This window comes from Brumimicrobium glaciale, from assembly GCF_004152935.1.
Lineage (GTDB): Bacteria > Bacteroidota > Bacteroidia > Flavobacteriales_D > Crocinitomicaceae > Brumimicrobium > Brumimicrobium glaciale.
Map to the genome: position 1 here is coordinate 138,122 of NZ_SETE01000003.1, position 18,218 is coordinate 156,339.

Below are 18,218 nucleotides of genomic sequence, written 5' to 3' on the forward strand. Positions count from 1 at the left end.
TTAATTAGAACACTCAATATCACTAGATTTAATTACATAAAAACCAATAATATTTATATTTTTGGTTGAACAAACAAATCAAAAGTTCATGCTAAAAAGAATTTCACTTCTCGTCTTTTTACTTTTTGGATCAATGATTCATTCCCAAACTGAATTTTTCAAAGAATTTGATCAGCACTTATTGAAACTAAATTCCACTCAGCAAATTGACACTATTATTGCCATTCCATTTGAAATAATGAACAGTCAAGGTCAAAAGACTATTGAGAAATATAAACTTGCCCTTAAACTTGCAAAGGAAATAAAGGATGAAAACCGAATAGGCAATGTCTATGCGAAAATGGGGTTAGCCTTTTATTATTCAGGAGATTATGAGACTTCAGTTCTATCTATGACCAAGGCAATTCAAGCTTTCGAAAAAAGCGGAAATCAAGTAGGAATTGGTTCTACCTATGCATCAATGGGTTATCAAATGAAAAGAAGAAACTTGCCTAAAGCGATGGAGTATATGCATCAAGGTATTGAAGTTTTGAAAACCACGGATGACGAAATAGCTTTGTCTGCTGCTTATAATAATATCGGCGTTTTGTATCAGTATAATGATGAAATGGATCGGGCTCTCGAGTATTTCTATTTAGGTTATGAAATTGTAAAAGCAAACAAAGATAGTTTAGGAATTCCTTACAGCTTGAATAATATTGGACAAGCATTTTTCGCAAAAGAAAATTATGAAAAAGCATTAGATTACTATCTAAAAGCTTTTGAAATTCGGAAAATCAAGAATGATCTCAACGGTTTAGCAGAGAATTACGGATTTATTGGCTCAGTATATTTCGAGCAAAATAAAGTTGATAAAGCAATAGAAAACTACCTTGCATCTTTGGCAATAAGTGAGGAAATAAAATACACTTATCTCTGTCAAGTCAATTGTGATCAACTGGCAATTGCTTATGAGAAAATCGGCAATTATCAACAAGCATTATTCTACAGAAATAAACATCAGAATATAAAAGATCAAATAATTGATGAGCAAAACTATTGCACAATTAGAAGTTCAATTTGATACTGAAAAGAAAGAAAAAGATTTAGTGATTGAAACAGCTAATGTGCTGCTAGAAAAAACCAAAGTAAGGCGACGGACTTCTATTTTAATCGGCGTTTTACTGACGGTTGCTTTACTCTTATTTATCGCAATATTGATTTATAGACAGTTAAAAACGAAGCAACAACACCTTCAAAAAGAAAATCAACTGAAAGATATTATTGCCGAAGAAGAAACGAAAAACAAAGTCTATAAAGAAAGAATGCGAATTTCAAGAGATTTACATGACAACATTGGATCGCAATTGACCTTTTTAATTTCTTCTATGGACAATATGAAATACATCGCTAAAGAAGATAAATTAAAATATAAACTCACAGATCTTTCTACTTTTGCACGTGTTACCATTTCTCAATTACGCGATACTATATGGGCCATGAACAAGGATAAATTATCCATAGAAGATATGCAAATACGGATTTTAAGCTTTTTAGAAATAGCCAAAGAAAACACCAAGGATATTGAATTTATTTTTGAGAATCAAGTTGAAAATATTGAATTTATATTCTCACCTGCTGACGGAATAAATTTATTTAGAATCCTACAAGAATCTGTAAATAACGCACTTAAATATGCCTCTCCGACACGTATTGAGATCAACATGAAAGAGGAGCGCAATGTGATAATTTTTACGGTGAAAGACAATGGAGTTGGCTTTGATTTGTCTTCCATAAAACATGGTTTTGGTTTGCAAAATATGAAAACCAGATCTGAGGAAATCAATGCTATTTATGAATTGAAATCTGAAGTAGGAAAAGGCACACAGATTAAAATTGAATTTCTAAAAAATAGGTAATTTGACTTATTACAAACTATATTAGAAACCTCTATATTTACAAAAACTCCTGATTATGATAAGAATAGCAGTTGCAGAAGACAATTCATTTTTAGCCAAAGCCATCACTGAAAAGATTGCTCTTTTTGATGAATTAAAATTGAAATTCATTGCCCAAAATGGAACAGAATTAATTAAAATGCTAGGCGATGATCTCAATGTAGATGTTATTTTAATGGACATTCAAATGCCTCAGATGGATGGAATAGAAGCAACTGAAATTGTTCGTTCAAAATATCCTCAAATTAAAATTGTGATGCTTACGGTTTTTGACGACGATGAAAATATTTACAATGCGATTAAAGCTGGAGCAAATGGCTATTTACTTAAAGATACTGATCCTGAAACGCTTTTTAATGGACTAAAAGAAGTATTAAATGGCGGAGCGTCAATGAATCCATCAATTGCTTTAAAAGCTTTGAACTTATTAAGAAATCCTATTCAAAATCAGTCAGAAAGTGATACGGAAGAAATTATTTTAACGAAGAGAGAAAAAGAAGTATTAGAACAAATTGCCAAAGGATTAAATCACCACCAAATTGCAGAAAACTTAGTAATTAGTTCCTCAACAGTGAGAAAGCATATTGAGAATGTTTACAAAAAAATGCAAGTTCACAATAAAGTTGAAGCCATTCAAAAAGGTTTAAAGAACAATTTGATTTAGTAGATTTTGTTCGTTCGGAACTTCCTTGAATTAAAGAAAAGGTTCTACCTTCGTTTGAATGAAATGAAAAGAGGGAAATAGAAATCATTCAAAAAAGGCCCTGTGATTAGAGTTGATTTACTCAGTTTAATAGTCCAAAATTATGACTTTGGTATTCGTTTATCAATAAGACGTATATTGAAGTAGAATGAAATGCTCTAAAAAAGTCAATCTACTTTAGTAAATAACATTTCAGATAAGACCGTGAAAGAACAAAGTAAAAAAGCCTACAGCTTAAAGCTTATTGCATAAAGCATATAGCCTAATGCTCACCCAAAAACTCACCCAAAGCTTCAATTGCTCTTCCTCTGTGACTGCGTTCATTTTTCTCGGCTAAAGTCATTTCTGCAAAGGTTTTTCCGTAATTTTCTGGTTCGAAAATCGGGTCATAGCCAAAGCCTTTTTCTCCGCTGCGTTCATGTCGAATTTCACCCATTACTTTTCCTTCGAAGAGATATTCTTTTCCATCTAAGATCAATGCAATTGCTGTTCTGAATTGTGCTTTTCTAGATGATTTATCTTCTAACTTATCTAAAACTAAGTCCATGTTTTTCTCACTGTCTCTTTCTGGGCCAGCATAGCGCGCACTGTAAACTCCTGGTTCATTGTTTAACGCTTCAATTTCTAATCCTGTATCATCAGCAAAACAATTCACATTGAATTTTCCATAAACATAGCGTGCTTTCTGCAACGCATTTCCAGCTAAATCGGGTTGATCTTCAGGAATATCATCACCACATCCAATATCTTGCAAAGTTTTTACAATTATATTTGAAGGTAAAAGTCCTTGAATTTCGTAAGCTTTATTCTTATTTTGAGTTGCAAAAACGAGTTCAATTTTTTGTGATGTCATGGTGTTTAATTTTTGGTAAAGATTGATAAACTATATTTATTCAACGCTTTCAATAAAATTCCTTAAAGCCTTATTAAAGTCTTTGGGTTGTTCTGAGGGCAAACCATGTCCCGCCTTTGGAATAATTATCAATTGAGCGCCTAGCTGCTCTTGAAGTTGTTTAGCATCTTCGATTAAGAATACTTCATCGTCTTCTCCCCAAAGAATTAAAACTGGTTTTTCAATTTTTAATTCTTGAAATTGCTTGCGGTTTTCTGGCAGATTATTGAGCATTTTCCTTTGTTCAATTGGATTTTTACTCATGTAAATTCCTAAAGTTTGCTTTCTAATAAATCCTGGAAGTTTTGGCGGTTTTCTAAAAGCAAAATCCAACATTCTTTTTACCTCATCGCTATTTTGAGGAATAAAAGCATCAGAAATGCTATCCACTCCTATTTTATCACAAAATGCCTGGGATTCTGCATCTGTGAAATGTATTCCCGGAGAATCGACAATAGTAAGAGAAGCCAGTTTACCTCCGTTTTTCTGGGCAACACCTAAGCCGATGAAACCTCCATAAGAAATCCCAACCAGATGAATTTTTTCAACTTTAAGGTATTCAATTAAGTCAATAATTGCATCCACTTGAGTTTGTAGTTCTGGAGTAGCTGTACTTTTACTCTTTCCAAACCAAAGAATATCTGGAATTATAACACGGTAATCATCTTCAAAAGCTTTTGCTTGGTCTTTCCAAGAAATCTTCCCGTCCCCTCCAAAACCATGAACCAACAACAAAACGGGAGCATTCTCCCGCTTGTTGTCGTAATAAAATATATTGTGATTACCGAGTTCAACAGTTTGACTTGAAAAATCTTTTCGTTGATACGATTTGTGTACACGTGTATCGTATTTTCTAACGATGTTTTTACAACTTACTAGACTAAATAAACCAAGCAAGAGGACAGCCAAAAATCTAAACATTATAGCGTATGATTTTTATTTATTGCCCCATTTTTTTCATTTCCTCAGTCGTCTTCAAAGTAAATCCTTCTGGAATTTTTGTACTAAAAATCTCATCCGTTTTCTTTAATTTTCCTTTAAATTCAAAAGCAACCATTTTTAGGTTCATTTTTCCCCATGTAGAATACATTTCCAAAGGAGTTCCAGGAATTTCCTCAAAAAGATATTGTCCATCTCTGAAAGTTGGAAGAATTTCCTCCGTATACCAAACTATTGATTCCGCAGCATCACCAGCTGTTAAAATAGCTTTTTTACAAGTATAACCCATGATTTCTTTAGTTTCATCAGTCAAGTCGATTTCTCTATTTTCAAAAGCCAATCGTTCCTCTTCATCCATGTCATTTTTGGTCACCTTCATTGCGATTTTACCCATCATTCCATCCAAAAGAACCAACGAAGTATCTTGCCCCTTTATGCTAACCGCTGTGGTTGTCATCATTTGACCAACATACATATCAGATCTTATTTTTCCATCAACGAAAGTCAAGTCTAATGTGCTTCCTTCCATTTGATCAACATACGCTGAAATAGCTGGATCATCAGAGGAAACATATACATCGTAAGAAATCTTTCCTTTCGTAACTTGCGAAATTGCAGTAAACGATAACATCATTACTGCTAAACCTAAAATTGCTTTAATTTTCATTTGTGTGTTTTTATTGATTAGCGACTAATTGACGCTTGAATTATTAGTTACTGTCCAGACATATTACTGATTTCTTTAAAAGATTTCTCTGTATAACCAGCTGGTACATTAAGATTAAATAAACCTTTTACATCGTTTAAACTTGTTTTCAATTCCACAGCAACAAATTTCATTGTTACATCAGACTGCTCAATTCCATATTCAAGCGCTACTCCTGGAATTCCAAATTTTGAATATTCTCCTAAATAAGCTTTAGAAGTTTTCAAGTTTTCAGTGTACCAAAATGTCATTTCAACATTGTCTTCTTCCATATACATAACTGCTTTCTTACACTTATATCCTAAGATTACTCTTGTTTCGTCAGTGTACTCAATTTTTGAATCATTCTCTTTAGATTTATATTTATCAAAATCTGTTCCTCCAAAAGGTGCTGCTTGTTTTCCAAGCATTCCGTCCATGAGCATGAGTCCTTTCTTCTTTTCGACATCCAGAATAGTGGTTGTTTTCATTAGCCCTCCCATGTTCATTTCTGTCCTAGAAAGAGCGTCTTTAACAAAAACCGTTAGTGATGAACCTTCAATCATTTGCAATTGGGCTTGCATTTCAGGATCATTAGATTTCATAGAAATATCATACTTAATCTTCATTTCCTGAGCGAATGAAAAGTTAAGTAAAAGTAAGAAAGTGATAAAAAGTGCAGTAACTTTCATAATTATGGATTTAATAGAATCAAATTTACGTCTTTAAACTCATTCTTGAGGTTAAAAATTGATTTTTTTGGCTATTAAATGTGATTATTCCTATTTTATTACCTATTTATCTGAAATCTCACTTTTCTACTGAAGTGTTTTTTGAGATTGAAAATTTATAAATTAAACCTAGAGTTAAATCAAAGCTAACGACATTCTTTACGTTTTTAAAATTGATTGGTTTCGAGATCTCTATTTCTGGTTGTCTATCAAATGGATCACCTAAAAATAGCTCCTCGTCATCTATACTCCAAGATGTTTTCTGCGCCTTAAAAGCACGAAAGTATGCTCCTAATCCAAGATTAATACTCAGACTTTTGGAAACCTTAAATTCATTTTCTATCGCAAGTCTTCCTATTAATGGAGAAGAAATATAGTATATTCCTGAGTAAACAGTATAATTTTTACCATATTCATGAACCCTTTTAGTGAAATATTTTGGTCTAGGATGGTAATCTTCATTAACAAATTCCCCTCTGTAATCAGAAGCTATTTCTGTTTGAAAAGACAAAGATATCGATGGGCTATAAAACGTATTTTCATTGAACATTCTATGTTTTAAACCGAATCCTAAAAAGTGAGAAGTCATTGTGTAAGCTGGAATGTACTGACCTGTGTTCGTCATCTTTGAATTTCCATTATAAGAATAATGAATAAGAATTGAAAAGCTCTCATCTGCCTTTGGAAATGTAATTCCAGCTTTTAGGTTCGTCTCCGTAAAATTGTCTGTATGAATGGACTGAGAAACCTCAGCAAATCCTTGAAGATTGTTTTGAGAGAAGGAGGTAAAACACAATATAATTGCTAAAAATGTAATTTGAATCTTTTTCATAATAAAGCTATTTTCGAATCAATAGAAATCAATTATTTACTGCCTTTAAAACCAAATGAATATTTTAATCCAAGCTGTAACTCAAGCATATTAGGACGACTTTCAATTGTAGGGTAATTATTCAAGTCATCGAATACTTTATCAGCATTATTGCTATTCCAAGATTTGGTTCTATATAACATTTTTCTTTTCGTAAATCCAACAGCCACACCTAAGTTTAGGTTTCTGGAAAGTCTGACATCCATACCAACAAGGTATTTACCAAGGAAAGGAGTTGAATCATAAAAATTAGAGCTATAACCTCCATTATAGTTATTATAATTATTATCATAAGCTTTATCGGTGGGGGTTAATTGATAAAGTCTCAAATAACCATCTTTATAATTTGTAGCTATTTCTGTGAACAAATTGATTTCAATAAATGGTCTGAATCTTTTATCTTTATTCATGATGACGTATTTTATAGCACCTCCTAAAAAATGACTTTGAAATTGTATAAAATTATTAGGCCAATCAGCAGTAGACATTATATAACTAGCTTTAATTTCTATACTCCCCCATTGTTTTTCAAATTGTGGTCCTACTGCTAAATTAAAAGAACGATATAGCTGATCTGAATCATCAGTAAAAATCTCTTTGGATATTGACTTATTAATTTCAATTATCATCTTCGTTTGAGATTGAGCAAAACTAGAAATGCTAAATCCAAATAATAAGCTTATGCAAAGTAGTTGTTTCATAAAAGTATTTTTTTCACTATAATATTAAACCGTTAAACCAAATCAAAATTTTTAAACTTTTCATAAAATTTAAACAAACTAAGAAGTCATTCTTTTTCCGACCAGGCACTATTTAATCATGACTTGTAATGTGTCAATTTTTTGATTTAAAAAGTAATACATTTGACCGCCATTTGCTTGAACATCGTATTTCATAGAAACCGCACGAATTACCGCATTACCTCTACCAAGCGATTCTATTTCGTTTTGACTAAAAGTATGATTTGATAAATCAGCAGAAATTACTTTTGACAATTTATTTCTTTGTCCATAAATATCTAAGGCAATAGAATCGGCGGTTGGAGCTGGACTAACATCAAAAATGTAATTCTGTCCATAAAGTGGGGCGGCAGATTGAATTAAACTTCTTTCTGAAAAACCTACTGAAGTAGACAAGTTAAAAGCTGGCCATTGACTCCCTGTAGCTTCCCAAACAATCGTATCAGGAAAGAACTTTGGAAATCCAACGCCCAACCACCCATGACCGTCATAAAAATTGTTTTCATCTTGCTTTAATTTTTCCGTGAATGGAGGTAGATTAATGAAAATCATAAAAACATCGCCCGCTGAGATTAGTTGGTTTTTATTATTACCATAAAAAACGGCTTTCTTATCGCAGTCCCACTTCTCAGTCCACCCACTAGAGTGTAAAAACACTTCATAAAACCCTCTATCAATAGCTGTTAAAGTGGTTGTATTTGGTCCATGATAAGGTATGTAATCGCCTGCTATTGGAGTTTTATAAAAGCAAAAACCTTCAATTTCTTTTTTGGCTGAAGCATCATAGTTCGCTGCATACTCATCCATGCATCCTTGTTTTTTGCAACTAAAAGCAAAACAAGTTGTAATTAAAATAAGAATTAATTTTACTCTTTTTTTCATGATGTTCTAGTTAATAAAAACTTCTTTCGAAGTTCTTTTTTGGTTTAACATGAAATACGTCTTTCCTCCTACACTTTGCTTTTCATACCTCACAGAAACAACACGAAGAACTGAGTTTCCTCTTCCAACAGATTCAATTTCTTGTTGACTAAAAACATAAGAAGATAAGTTTGAAGGAATTACTTTTGTGATGTGTTTTCTTTGTCCAATTATTTCAAGAACTAATGAATCTGCTGAGCTCATTGGTTTTACTTCGAAAGTATAGGCCGTTGATGTACTTGGATCATCAGATATTACATTACTTTTTCCTGAAAAACCACTCGAATTAGTAGTATTAAATAATGGCCAATCATCTCCTGTTCCTTTCCATTCTATAGGATTAGGAAAATAAGATGGAGGTAAAAAAACCTGGTTGGTATGACTTTTTTGATAATAATTATTTAAGTTCTTGTTAAGTGGCATAAAGTATTTATTATAGGGTGTAACCGGTTCTTGCGAATAAACACTCGCCGAAACATTACCAGCTGAAACCAACTTTTCTCCATTTAAAGAAAAACCAGCGTATAAACTAAACATCCATGACGATAACTCAGGTCCGTATTTATTGTATTCATATTTAGTCCCCCTGTCAATAGCAACTAAGGTTGCAGTATTCGCTCCGTAATTTGGAAGATACTCACTAATTTCAGGTGTCTTATAAAGGCAAAATTTGTTGTCTTCTTTTTTGGCAGAAACATCATAATTCAATGCATATTCATCCATACAACCTTGTTTTTTACAACTAAAAGTCATTAAAGAAGTGACGAGTATTAATAAAGTTATTGATTTAATTTTCATCTTTCATAACATTAATTGGTCTTTATTTTATCTCTCATTTTTATATGAAAAATTGTAATTCAAACCTATCCGCAATCCCAACCTATCAACCACAACAGTTTTTAATTCTTGATCATTAATTACTTCATCTAATGTTCTGCCATCAAAATCTTCTATTGCTAAAGTGGTCGATCTCATCTTAAGAATTCTAAAATTATTTTCGATTGAAATATTCAAATGAAGCGATTTATATATTTTTACATCAGCGCCTAAATAGACACTGTTTGCAAATGGTGTAGAATGGTAAAAATTGTTTACCTCACCTAAAGTAGGATAAGATGGATAAGCTCCACGCATATAACCATTTTCAAAGTTTGAAGCTATCTCAGTCAGCAAGTTTGCACCAATAAATAAGGATACTCTTTTCGTTTTGCTTATTCGCTGTTCTACTCCTACACCAAGAAGGTGACTGGCAAATAGATAATTCGAAAATTCCTTGCTATTCACATTTCCAAACAATTGGTAGATTCCATAAGCATTTAAAGTACTTGATTCTAATTCAAATTGCATTCCTATTTGAACATCTGTTTTAGAATAAGCATCCAAGTTTCTAAATATTGATTCTTGCAGATATACTCCTTCGGTTATTCCAACATGGATTGCATTCTTATTTTGGGAAACAGCTAAAAGTGAAAAAAAGGTCAAAAAGATTAAAGATATATGTTTCATAATTTGTGTTTAAACAATTTAAAAACCTAGTAAAGAAAGGTTTAAAACCTGATCCATTTAGAATCTAATTGTAATAGTGTTCTTTAAAACTACAATTTATATTTCTAAATAAAAAGCTTTTTGGGATTATAGTTCGGTGAGTAGAAGGACAATCAATTACGAATAAGAGTAATTAAATTAATAAAAAAAAGCATTTGTACTCCATAGAATTTTACAGTGATACCATCAGAGGTCAAGTTCAAGTTGGAAGCACTGGAAACACTAAACTAATTACCCATTTTTGTTATTTGACCAAGATCCATTTGATGAAATTGTTAAAATCCCAAACCCCAATAATGGTATCTTCACTTTATATTTCAGATCCTAATTTTACAGAACAATTCACTTTACATTGCGATTCCGCTAAGATTTATTTTGATGATACTGCAATAAATCCATTAAAAACTAATAAATTAGACATGAATGACTTTACAGTTAATTTGTACCCCAACCCGGGAAGAGAGGATTTCACAATTTCATTTAGTCAATCAGAAATTGTAAATAATATTACTATCTATTCCTCAGATGGAAAAATAATAACTGAATTACCACCCAAAGGCAATACTTTAAACGTTAAAGTAAACAGTTGGGCAAAAGGAGTGTATTACATTAAATTGAATGGCGATTCTTTAAATTGAATGGCGATTCTTTTTCTAAAACTTTAAAATACTTAAAACAATGAAAAACTTATTCTACATTTTACTCATATTCGTTTCTTTTCCTTTGCATTCACAATGGATTACTATTAAAGGAGAAAACTATCATAATCACTCGGCTTTTAACCATTTTTCCATTGATCCTTACACCAATAACATCTGGTTGGTGAGTCCTTTTCTTGCTTCAGTTTTTGAACCAAATGGAACTGTTATTACCTTTGGAGAAAATGAACTAGGGGACAGAGAACCCGGTGATGAATTTAATTTTGGTTTTACCGAAGGACATACGTTCTTTACAAAAAATATTTATGGCTTGTTTTCGTTTGACAATTATCAAAAACAACTATTATATTCAAGTGTTAGTTTTAATGAAATAACAACTGATAAAGATACTCTTTTTATAACGGGCATAAGTGGTTATGTTTTGAAGTATAGATTAATTTCTGGTATCGAAAATACCAATCTAAACGCAACACAATGTGCTGCTAAAAATGGATTTTTGTACACAAATAGAGGGTCATACTTTTATGTTGATAATAATGGAATTGACAGTCCAATTTGGCAAGATTCTTTCTCGCTGGGGGCGCCAACAGATTTAATGGAATTTGATAATGAAACTGATACGGTGTTTTTAGGTTTTAATAATGGCATTACAAAGTTTTACGATGGAATTGGTTACGACACCATCACCCCAAACAACACTACCAACATGCCTTCACCCAACATTCTAGAAATAGAATTTGACAAAGACAATAATTTATGGGTTGCTTTTGGAGATGTTAATGATGATTTTATTGCGCTTGGAAAATTAGAAAATTCAGATTGGTCAGAGGTTTATACAGCTGCAAATAGTCCAATCAATTTTGATGAGTTTTATGGTTTTGAGTTTGATACTTTAGGAAATATTTGGGTGGCATCTGGCAAAGACTTGCACACATTAGAAAATAGTAATTCGCCTGCTTGGTTGTCAAATATTGAGTATGCGATGGATGAACCTCAGATAAGTGTTTATCCCAATCCTGCGAGTGATGCTTTAAATATTCAGCTTCCTGCATCTGTTCAAAAAGCAGAAGTTTTGATTGGTGATATTAATGGGAAAGTTGTTTTAAAGCAAATATTAAATTCACAGGGAATTAATTCAATAAATATTGAAAAACTAGAAAAAGGAATTTATATTTTAAATGTAATTGCTGAGGATAATCAATGGCAGGAGAAATTTATTAAAAAATAAATTTAATTAGGGATTAGGTAATTACGAATTGAAAAGAGATTGGCTTGATGAGAAGGATCAAACCCCAACCAAAGGAAACACTATAAACGTCAAAGTAAACAGTTGGTCAAAAGGAGTGTATTACATTAAATTGAATGGCGATTCTTTTTCTAAAACTTTAAAATACTTAAAACAATGAAGAATTTACTCTATATATTAATCATAGTAATTTCATTACCTCTCCATTCACAATGGATTACTATTAAAGGAGAAAACTATCATAATCACTCGGCTTTTAACCATTTTTCCATTGATCCTTACACCAATAACATCTGGTTGGTGAGTCCTTTTCTTGCTACAGTTTTTGAACCAGACGGAAATATCATCACATTTGGCGAAAATGAATTGGGAGATAGAGAACCAGGCGATGAACTTAACTTTGGCTTTACCAATGGACATACATTTTTTACAAAAAAACTCTATGGTTTGTATTCATTTGATAATTTTCAAAAGCAATTATTGTATTCAAGTACTAGTTTTAATGAAATAACAAATGATAATGACACTATTTTTGTCACAAGTAGTAATAACTATTTGATTAAATATATAATTGGAACAGGCGTTTTAAATACAAATATCACTTCTAGGCAATGTGCTGCTAAAAATGGTCAACTTTACACCAACAGAGGTCCCTATTTGTTTGTTGAAAACAATACTGATAATCCGTTATCAATTGACCCTTATTATCTTTGGGGCCCAACAGACGTAATGCAGTTTGATAAAGAATCTGATACAGTTTATCTAGGTTTCATTCACGGAATCACAAAATTCTACGATGGAATTGGCTACGACACCATCACCCCGAACAACACCACCAACATGCCATCGCCCAACGTTCTAGAAATAGAATTTGATAAAGACAACAACTTATGGGTGGCTTTTGGAGATGTTAATGATGAATTTATTGCGTTTGGAAAATTAGAAAATTCAGATTGGTCAGAGGTTTATACAGCTGCCAATAGTCCAATTAATTTTGAAGAGTTTTATGGTTTTGAGTTTGATACTTTAGGAAATATTTGGGTGGCATCAGGCAAAGATTTACATACTTTAGATAATATCAATTCTCCTGCTTGGTTGTCTAATCATGAATATGTGATGGATGAGCCTGAGATAAGTTTTTACCCTAATCCAGTAACTGATGTTTTGAATGTTCAGCTTCCAGCATCTGTTCAAAAAGCAGAAGTTTTGATTAGTGATATCAATGGAAAAGTCGTTAAAAACCAAATATTGAACTCACAGGAAATTTATCAATTAGACGTCGGGAAACTAGAAAAAGGGATTTATATTTTGAATGTAGTTGGTGAGGAGCATCGATGGCAGGAGAAATTGGTGAAGGAATAGAATTGAATAATTACGAATGTTTTAATTATGAATTGAAAAGAAATTGCCTTAATGAAATCACTCAAATCCCAACCAATGGAGCAAGTTTAAACGTTAATGTGAATAGCTGGGCAAAAGGTGTGTATTATATCAAAGTAAATGGCTCATCATTTTCTAAAACCTTAAAATATTTAAAACAATGAAAAATTTTCTCTACATATTGGTCATAGTATTTTCTCTTCCCTTGCATTCTCAATGGATTACTGTGCAAGGCGAAAATTATCACAATCATTCAGCTTACGACCAATTCACCATAGACCCTTACACAAATAGTATGTGGTGCGTGAGTCTTTATTTTACATCAGTTTTTGATTCTAATGGTACTTTTACAACTTTTGACGAAAATGAATTAGGAGATAGAGAGGCTGGAGATGAAATTAACTTTGGCTTCACTCAAGGGAATATATTTTTCACGAAAAAGCTTTTTGGCTTGTATTCTTTTAATAATTATCAAAAGCAATTATTGTATCAAAGTAATAGTTTTAATGAAATAACAAATGATATTGATACCCTATTTGTAACAAGTAGTAATGATTATTTATTAAAGTATAGATTAGGATTTGGAGCAGAAAACACAACTCTAAATGCTACACAATGCGCTGCTAAAAACGGTCAGCTTTACACGAATAGAGGCCCATATTTTCATGTTGAAAATAGTATTGATAATTGGTTGGGGAACGACTCATTTTATCTCACTGGCGCAACTGACATCATGGAATTCGACAATGAATCAGACACAATTTATCTAGGTTTCGTTTTTGGTATTTCAAAGTTCCACAACGGAATTGGTTACGACACCATCACCCCAAACAACACCACCAACATGCCTTCTCCTAACGTTCTAGAAATAGAATTCGATAAAAACAACAACTTATGGGTTGCTTTTGGAGATGTTAATGATGATTTTATTGCGCTTGGCAAGTTAGAGAATTCAGATTGGTCAGAGGTTTACACAGCTGCCAATAGTCCAATCAATTTTGATGAGTTTTATGGTTTTGAGTTTGATACTTCAGGTAATATTTGGGTGGCATCTCGCAAAGACTTGCACACTTTAGAAAATAGTAATTCTCCAGCGTGGTTGTCAAATGTTGAGTATGCGATGGATGCTCCGCAAATTAGTGTTTATCCAAATCCAGTAATTGATGTTTTGAATGTTCAGCTTCCTGCATCAGTTCAAAAAGCAGAAGTATTGATTAGTGATATTAATGGGAAAGTTGTTTTAAAGCAAATATTAAATTCACAGGAAATTAATCAATTAGACATTAGGAAATTAGAAAAAGGGATTTATATTTTGAATGTAGTTGGTGAGGAGAATCAATGGCAGGAGAAATTTATTAAAAAATAAATTTAATTACGAAAGGTGAAGCCCTCAGCGCAATGTCGAGAGCTTGTTGAACTGAAGTTAATTTCGAATTGAATAAGGAAAGATAATTATGAATTCACAGTTAAGTGACAAATTGATGAATGAAACCAAAAAAGCACCTAAGCACGTTCAGAAAACGATTGCCTAGGTGCTTAATATTTTATATGACAGCATTTAAAAACGCTATTTACTGAAAAAATGCCCGATAAACATCGTTTCCATTGGCGTACAAGAACAAGGTCATCAAGACTACAAATCCTATCAATTGAGCGTATTCTAAAACCTTTTGTGGTGCTTCTTTTCCTGTGATCATTTCATACAACAGGAACATAATGTGTCCACCATCCAATGCTGGAATTGGGAGGATATTCATAATTGCTAAAACCAAAGAAATGAATGCGGTATTTGCCCAGAAAACTTGCCAGTCCCATGCTGGAGGAAAAAGACTTCCTATCGCACCAAAACCACCAACACTTTGCGCTCCTTTTGCTGTTAAAATCAAGGGTAATTGTGCTAGATAATCGTGCATTGTCCAGCCGGCTTTCTCCATCCCTTTTGTGATTGATTCTCCGAAAGTATAATCTGTATGTGTTGCTTCTAACCATTCAGGTCGATTTGGTTGGAAACCTATAGTTTTATTTGCATCCGTGTAAACATCCAATTCCTTGTATTCACCATTTCTGTATAATCCAACAGTTGCCAAGGTAGAATCGCCTTCTTGTTTAGCTAATTGCGCTTGTAGGTCATGGAAGAAAGGTGTTGCGACTCCATTAATACTTACGATGCTGTCTCCTTTACTTAATCCTTTTTTGAAAGCATCTCTGTTTTGCATTACAGAATCAACAATTGTTGGCATTCTAGCAGTGAAAGCCATTACCGCATCATTTTCCCACATCCAGTCATTGATGTCCTTATCTAAAATAATGATTTTCTTTTCTCCAGAAGGCTTCAGTACTTCTAATTCTCTGTAACCTCGCAAGAAAACTTGCAGATTTACGAGTTGTGCGTTTTCTACAGTTTCTCCATCAACAGCAGTAATGAGATCTCCATCTTCAATTCCTAAATTTAATTCATTGAAATTTTTGTTGACTGCAATTCCATATTTTAGAGAATCATTTGTTAGAGAATCTGTTCCCCAAGCAGAAACAACTAAAATATAAATAAGGAAACCAGCTATTATGTTTACGACAACCCCTGCAACCATTACAATCAATCGTTGCCAGGCAGGTTTTGAACGAAATTCATCGTCTTTTGGAGGCAAAGCCATTTGGTCTTTGTCCATTGATTCATCAACCATTCCTGCAATTTTTACATAACCACCCAATGGAAGCCAACCAATTCCCCATTCTGTATCTCCAATTTTCTTTTTCAATAAAGAAAACCAAGGATCAAAGAATAGATAGAATTTCTCAACGCGAATTTTGAATGCACGAGCGGCCAAATAATGACCAAATTCGTGAATCGTAACAAGAATTGCAAGTGAAAGTAAAAGTTGTGCGGCTTTAATCCAAAAATCCATAATCTGCTTAAAAATTTAAAGTACAAATATGAGGATTAGTAATTGATAATTCACAATTGAAAATGGATAATTAGATCCTCTTAGTGGTTTAATTAACATTTATGGATTTTTTAACTGAATTATAAAAAATACCCCCTTTTTATTTGTTGCATTATAATCAACTTCTACTGCGCTAATCATGATATTTCATAATTATCGAACGATCAACTTTAAGGTTTCTATTTTTCCGTTTTCTTGATTCACTTTCACAAAATAGACTCCTGAGTTAAGTTCTAAATCAATGAATTTTGAATTCACTTCTCCAGGCAATAAAGTGATTTCTTTGACGAATCTTCCCATTGAACTATAAATTGATACAGCTGTATTGCCTTCGGTAGGAATCGCACTTTTCAATTTAAAAATGCCATTTGTTGGATTAGGAACTAGAACAAAAGATTGATCTTGTTTTCTATTCACTGAAATTGGCGCATAATTCGTTGTTCTTCCATCAAAATCAACTTGCGTTAATTGGTAATATGAAATACCTGAATATGGAGTTTCGTCTCTCTCTTTATAATTGGAAATAGTAGATTTTGTACCATTGGCTTTTACTTGAGCGAAATTTTCAAATGATTTTCCTTCTTTACTTTTTGAAAGAAGGAAATAATCAGCATTTAACTCAGAAGCTGTTGTCCAAAGTACATCAACATTTTTTGCATTGGACCTTAAATAAAAATCTGTGAGTTCTACAGGCAGTGGTGTTTGATTAAAATTAATAGAGCCTAAAGTGAACCTATCTTTATCTGAAAATTTGACTCCACTAAAAGTGATTGTTGTTCCGGAAACGGTTCCAGGGATAGGCACAACATCGTTATCAGAAAAGCCGTTTCCATTTCTATCAATTAATAATCTCACATCGGAAGCTGTTAAAGGATCAAAACCAGAAAGGTCAAATATCACATTTACGGTTCCCAAGTCATTGGTTTTGGTCACTGCCCAAACTCTTGACATACGTGATTCGATTATTAAACCATCAACATCTATACTATTATTCGTATCAAGTGAAGATTCGTTGTGTCCCCAAATCATGAAGTCACCATCATTTAAACTTGAAGGAGTATTTATTCGAACCATTGCTGAACCTTGCGCATCATTATGAGAATTTGAAGCATCATCTTGACCTATTCCTGCAACTTCGCCAGCATAAGCAGCTTGAAATTCATATAAGTCAGTGGCAATTGGAATGGCGTATTTAGCTCCTAAATAGTTTTCTACGATTTTTCTTTCTGCAGTGTTTAAAGAACGATTATAGTGAATGACTTCGGCATAATCTCCTCCTAAACGTTTTTGACCACCATTGTTATAGTCTTTATTTAATCCTCCAAGAACCAAAGGCTCTTTTGACGTTGGTAAAATTATTGAACTTTCAGAAGATTGCTTTATGACATTCCCTGCATTTATTATTCTAGATCTATCATTCGTTGCTCTAGCACCATCAAAATCGAATCCCAACATGTAATTAGTATTATTAAAAAAGGCGGTTGGAGATGTACTGAACCTATTATTTTGTCGATCTAAATCGAGATTCAAATAATCAGAAGAAAAGAAGAAAAAAGTATAAGCGTAATCCGAGGAAGTACCCTGATTCGTTCTTTTTCCTAAAACACCTCTTGGAGCTGAGTCTAAATTATCAGGACGAATAACAGTAAGGAAAGTTATTCCACTCGTTCCATCTAAAATGTCATCATCTGCAATAATCATTTGATCTAAAGCTCCATCAAAATAAACAGAGGGTCTCCCATTGATTGAACTACTAGATCTAAACACTGGCTGCTCAGCTATATCAGAGTTTATCGCATGATTATTATTCCCAGAGCGATCGTCCCATCTTTCCACCAAGGTTCCATGGCTCAAATTAATGTCATCCGCCTTAAGCCAAAGTCCATTATTTGAAGAATTTCCTACACCTCCTGGACCAAATTGAGAAAAAAGGACAGTAGGAATTAAAAATAGTATTAAAATAACTGAGTTTCTCATCTTTGTTCTGGGAATTTAATGAGCTCAAAAATAAACATTACTCTCGTCTA

At 32.8% G+C, this 18,218-nt stretch carries 19 protein-coding genes; 8 read left to right on the plus strand and 11 right to left on the minus strand.

Going from position 1 to position 18,218, the window contains the following annotated elements:
* Positions 1-88 precede the first annotated feature (88 nt).
* Genes ERX46_RS07850 through ERX46_RS07860 form a run of 3 tightly spaced genes read left to right on the plus strand, consistent with a single transcriptional unit; the run spans position 89 to position 2,601 of the window.
* Complete coding sequence (locus ERX46_RS07850) at positions 89-1,063, plus strand: tetratricopeptide repeat protein (protein WP_130093309.1); 975 nt, start codon at positions 89-91, stop codon at positions 1,061-1,063.
* The gene (locus ERX46_RS07855; RefSeq protein WP_130093310.1) at positions 1,026-1,898 is read left to right on the plus strand and encodes a sensor histidine kinase; all 873 of its coding nucleotides are present in this window, start codon (positions 1,026-1,028) and stop codon (positions 1,896-1,898) included. The genes ERX46_RS07850 and ERX46_RS07855 overlap by 38 nt, the downstream gene beginning before the upstream one ends.
* 55 nt (positions 1,899-1,953) lie before the next feature.
* Positions 1,954-2,601 carry a response regulator transcription factor gene (locus ERX46_RS07860; RefSeq protein ID WP_317127183.1) on the plus strand — a complete coding sequence of 216 codons (648 nt, stop codon included), beginning with the start codon at positions 1,954-1,956 and terminating at the stop codon, positions 2,599-2,601.
* A gap of 301 nt (positions 2,602-2,902) precedes the next feature.
* Here ERX46_RS07860 and rdgB read toward each other — a convergent pair whose 3' ends face one another.
* The 9 genes from rdgB to ERX46_RS07905 form a co-directional block, all read right to left on the minus strand.
* Positions 2,903-3,493, minus strand: a complete 591-nt coding sequence (gene rdgB, locus ERX46_RS07865; RefSeq protein WP_317127184.1) for an RdgB/HAM1 family non-canonical purine NTP pyrophosphatase — start codon at positions 3,491-3,493, stop codon at positions 2,903-2,905.
* A gap of 36 nt (positions 3,494-3,529) precedes the next feature.
* Entirely contained in the window at positions 3,530-4,453 is a 924-nt protein-coding gene (locus tag ERX46_RS07870) for an alpha/beta fold hydrolase (protein ID WP_130093312.1), read from the minus strand.
* Between the two features lie 19 nt (positions 4,454-4,472).
* Entirely contained in the window at positions 4,473-5,138 is a 666-nt protein-coding gene (locus tag ERX46_RS07875; protein ID WP_130093313.1) for a hypothetical protein, read from the minus strand.
* Positions 5,139-5,185: 47 nt separating this feature from the next.
* Positions 5,186-5,848 (minus strand): hypothetical protein, encoded by a 663-nt coding sequence (locus ERX46_RS07880; RefSeq protein ID WP_130093314.1) that lies wholly within the window; start codon positions 5,846-5,848, stop codon positions 5,186-5,188.
* 118 nt (positions 5,849-5,966) lie between these two features.
* On the minus strand, positions 5,967-6,719 hold the full coding sequence (locus ERX46_RS07885; protein WP_130093315.1) for a hypothetical protein: 753 nt from the start codon (positions 6,717-6,719) through the stop codon (positions 5,967-5,969).
* A gap of 32 nt (positions 6,720-6,751) precedes the next feature.
* Positions 6,752-7,459 carry a hypothetical protein gene (locus ERX46_RS07890; protein ID WP_130093316.1) on the minus strand — a complete coding sequence of 236 codons (708 nt, stop codon included), beginning with the start codon at positions 7,457-7,459 and terminating at the stop codon, positions 6,752-6,754.
* A gap of 108 nt (positions 7,460-7,567) precedes the next feature.
* Positions 7,568-8,380, minus strand: a complete 813-nt coding sequence (locus ERX46_RS07895) for a hypothetical protein (RefSeq protein WP_130093317.1) — start codon at positions 8,378-8,380, stop codon at positions 7,568-7,570.
* 6 nt (positions 8,381-8,386) lie between these two features.
* Positions 8,387-9,217, minus strand: a complete 831-nt coding sequence (locus tag ERX46_RS07900) for a hypothetical protein (protein WP_130093318.1) — start codon at positions 9,215-9,217, stop codon at positions 8,387-8,389.
* A gap of 27 nt (positions 9,218-9,244) precedes the next feature.
* Entirely contained in the window at positions 9,245-9,925 is a 681-nt protein-coding gene (locus ERX46_RS07905) for a hypothetical protein (protein ID WP_130093319.1), read from the minus strand.
* A gap of 335 nt (positions 9,926-10,260) precedes the next feature.
* Here ERX46_RS07905 and ERX46_RS07910 point away from each other — a divergent pair, with 335 nt between their 5' ends.
* From ERX46_RS07910 to ERX46_RS07930, 5 genes are all read left to right on the plus strand, one after another.
* The gene (locus ERX46_RS07910; RefSeq protein ID WP_165366183.1) at positions 10,261-10,602 is read left to right on the plus strand and encodes a T9SS type A sorting domain-containing protein; all 342 of its coding nucleotides are present in this window, start codon (positions 10,261-10,263) and stop codon (positions 10,600-10,602) included.
* A gap of 40 nt (positions 10,603-10,642) precedes the next feature.
* The gene (locus ERX46_RS07915) at positions 10,643-11,851 is read left to right on the plus strand and encodes a T9SS type A sorting domain-containing protein (protein WP_130093321.1); all 1,209 of its coding nucleotides are present in this window, start codon (positions 10,643-10,645) and stop codon (positions 11,849-11,851) included.
* 174 nt (positions 11,852-12,025) lie between these two features.
* Positions 12,026-13,231 carry a T9SS type A sorting domain-containing protein gene (locus tag ERX46_RS07920; RefSeq protein WP_130093322.1) on the plus strand — a complete coding sequence of 402 codons (1,206 nt, stop codon included), beginning with the start codon at positions 12,026-12,028 and terminating at the stop codon, positions 13,229-13,231.
* A complete protein-coding gene (locus ERX46_RS07925) occupies positions 13,204-13,413 on the plus strand; it encodes a T9SS type A sorting domain-containing protein (protein WP_130093323.1) in 210 nt (69 codons plus the stop codon). Before ERX46_RS07920 ends, ERX46_RS07925 begins: the two co-directional genes overlap by 28 nt.
* Positions 13,410-14,615, plus strand: a complete 1,206-nt coding sequence (locus ERX46_RS07930; RefSeq protein WP_130093324.1) for a T9SS type A sorting domain-containing protein — start codon at positions 13,410-13,412, stop codon at positions 14,613-14,615. The genes ERX46_RS07925 and ERX46_RS07930 overlap by 4 nt, the downstream gene beginning before the upstream one ends.
* A gap of 205 nt (positions 14,616-14,820) precedes the next feature.
* Here ERX46_RS07930 and rseP read toward each other — a convergent pair whose 3' ends face one another.
* Both rseP and ERX46_RS07940 read right to left on the minus strand, forming a co-directional pair.
* Positions 14,821-16,152: an RIP metalloprotease RseP gene (gene rseP, locus ERX46_RS07935; RefSeq protein ID WP_207214144.1), complete on the minus strand. Its 1,332-nt coding sequence runs from the start codon at positions 16,150-16,152 to the stop codon at positions 14,821-14,823.
* A 192-nt stretch (positions 16,153-16,344) separates the two neighbouring features.
* The gene (locus tag ERX46_RS07940; RefSeq protein ID WP_130093326.1) at positions 16,345-18,168 is read right to left on the minus strand and encodes a T9SS type A sorting domain-containing protein; all 1,824 of its coding nucleotides are present in this window, start codon (positions 18,166-18,168) and stop codon (positions 16,345-16,347) included.
* Between the last annotated feature and the right edge of the window lie 50 nt (positions 18,169-18,218).

Coding starts and splice junctions, on each gene's coding strand:
- ERX46_RS07920 (WP_130093322.1), top strand. CDS start 12,026: ATGAAGAATTTACTCTATATATTAATCATAGTAATTTCATTACCTCTC.
- ERX46_RS07860 (WP_317127183.1), top strand. CDS start 1,954: ATGATAAGAATAGCAGTTGCAGAAGACAATTCATTTTTAGCCAAAGCC.
- ERX46_RS07875 (WP_130093313.1), bottom strand. CDS start 5,138: ATGAAAATTAAAGCAATTTTAGGTTTAGCAGTAATGATGTTATCGTTT.
- ERX46_RS07885 (WP_130093315.1), bottom strand. CDS start 6,719: ATGAAAAAGATTCAAATTACATTTTTAGCAATTATATTGTGTTTTACC.
- ERX46_RS07905 (WP_130093319.1), bottom strand. CDS start 9,925: ATGAAACATATATCTTTAATCTTTTTGACCTTTTTTTCACTTTTAGCT.
- ERX46_RS07930 (WP_130093324.1), top strand. CDS start 13,410: ATGAAAAATTTTCTCTACATATTGGTCATAGTATTTTCTCTTCCCTTG.
- ERX46_RS07940 (WP_130093326.1), bottom strand. CDS start 18,168: ATGAGAAACTCAGTTATTTTAATACTATTTTTAATTCCTACTGTCCTT.
- ERX46_RS07915 (WP_130093321.1), top strand. CDS start 10,643: ATGAAAAACTTATTCTACATTTTACTCATATTCGTTTCTTTTCCTTTG.
- ERX46_RS07880 (WP_130093314.1), bottom strand. CDS start 5,848: ATGAAAGTTACTGCACTTTTTATCACTTTCTTACTTTTACTTAACTTT.
- ERX46_RS07890 (WP_130093316.1), bottom strand. CDS start 7,459: ATGAAACAACTACTTTGCATAAGCTTATTATTTGGATTTAGCATTTCT.
- ERX46_RS07850 (WP_130093309.1), top strand. CDS start 89: ATGCTAAAAAGAATTTCACTTCTCGTCTTTTTACTTTTTGGATCAATG.
- ERX46_RS07870 (WP_130093312.1), bottom strand. CDS start 4,453: ATGTTTAGATTTTTGGCTGTCCTCTTGCTTGGTTTATTTAGTCTAGTA.
- rdgB (WP_317127184.1), bottom strand. CDS start 3,493: ATGACATCACAAAAAATTGAACTCGTTTTTGCAACTCAAAATAAGAAT.
- ERX46_RS07900 (WP_130093318.1), bottom strand. CDS start 9,217: ATGAAAATTAAATCAATAACTTTATTAATACTCGTCACTTCTTTAATG.
- ERX46_RS07855 (WP_130093310.1), top strand. CDS start 1,026: ATGAGCAAAACTATTGCACAATTAGAAGTTCAATTTGATACTGAAAAG.
- rseP (WP_207214144.1), bottom strand. CDS start 16,152: ATGGATTTTTGGATTAAAGCCGCACAACTTTTACTTTCACTTGCAATT.
- ERX46_RS07895 (WP_130093317.1), bottom strand. CDS start 8,380: ATGAAAAAAAGAGTAAAATTAATTCTTATTTTAATTACAACTTGTTTT.
- ERX46_RS07925 (WP_130093323.1), top strand. CDS start 13,204: ATGGCAGGAGAAATTGGTGAAGGAATAGAATTGAATAATTACGAATGT.
- ERX46_RS07910 (WP_165366183.1), top strand. CDS start 10,261: ATGGTATCTTCACTTTATATTTCAGATCCTAATTTTACAGAACAATTC.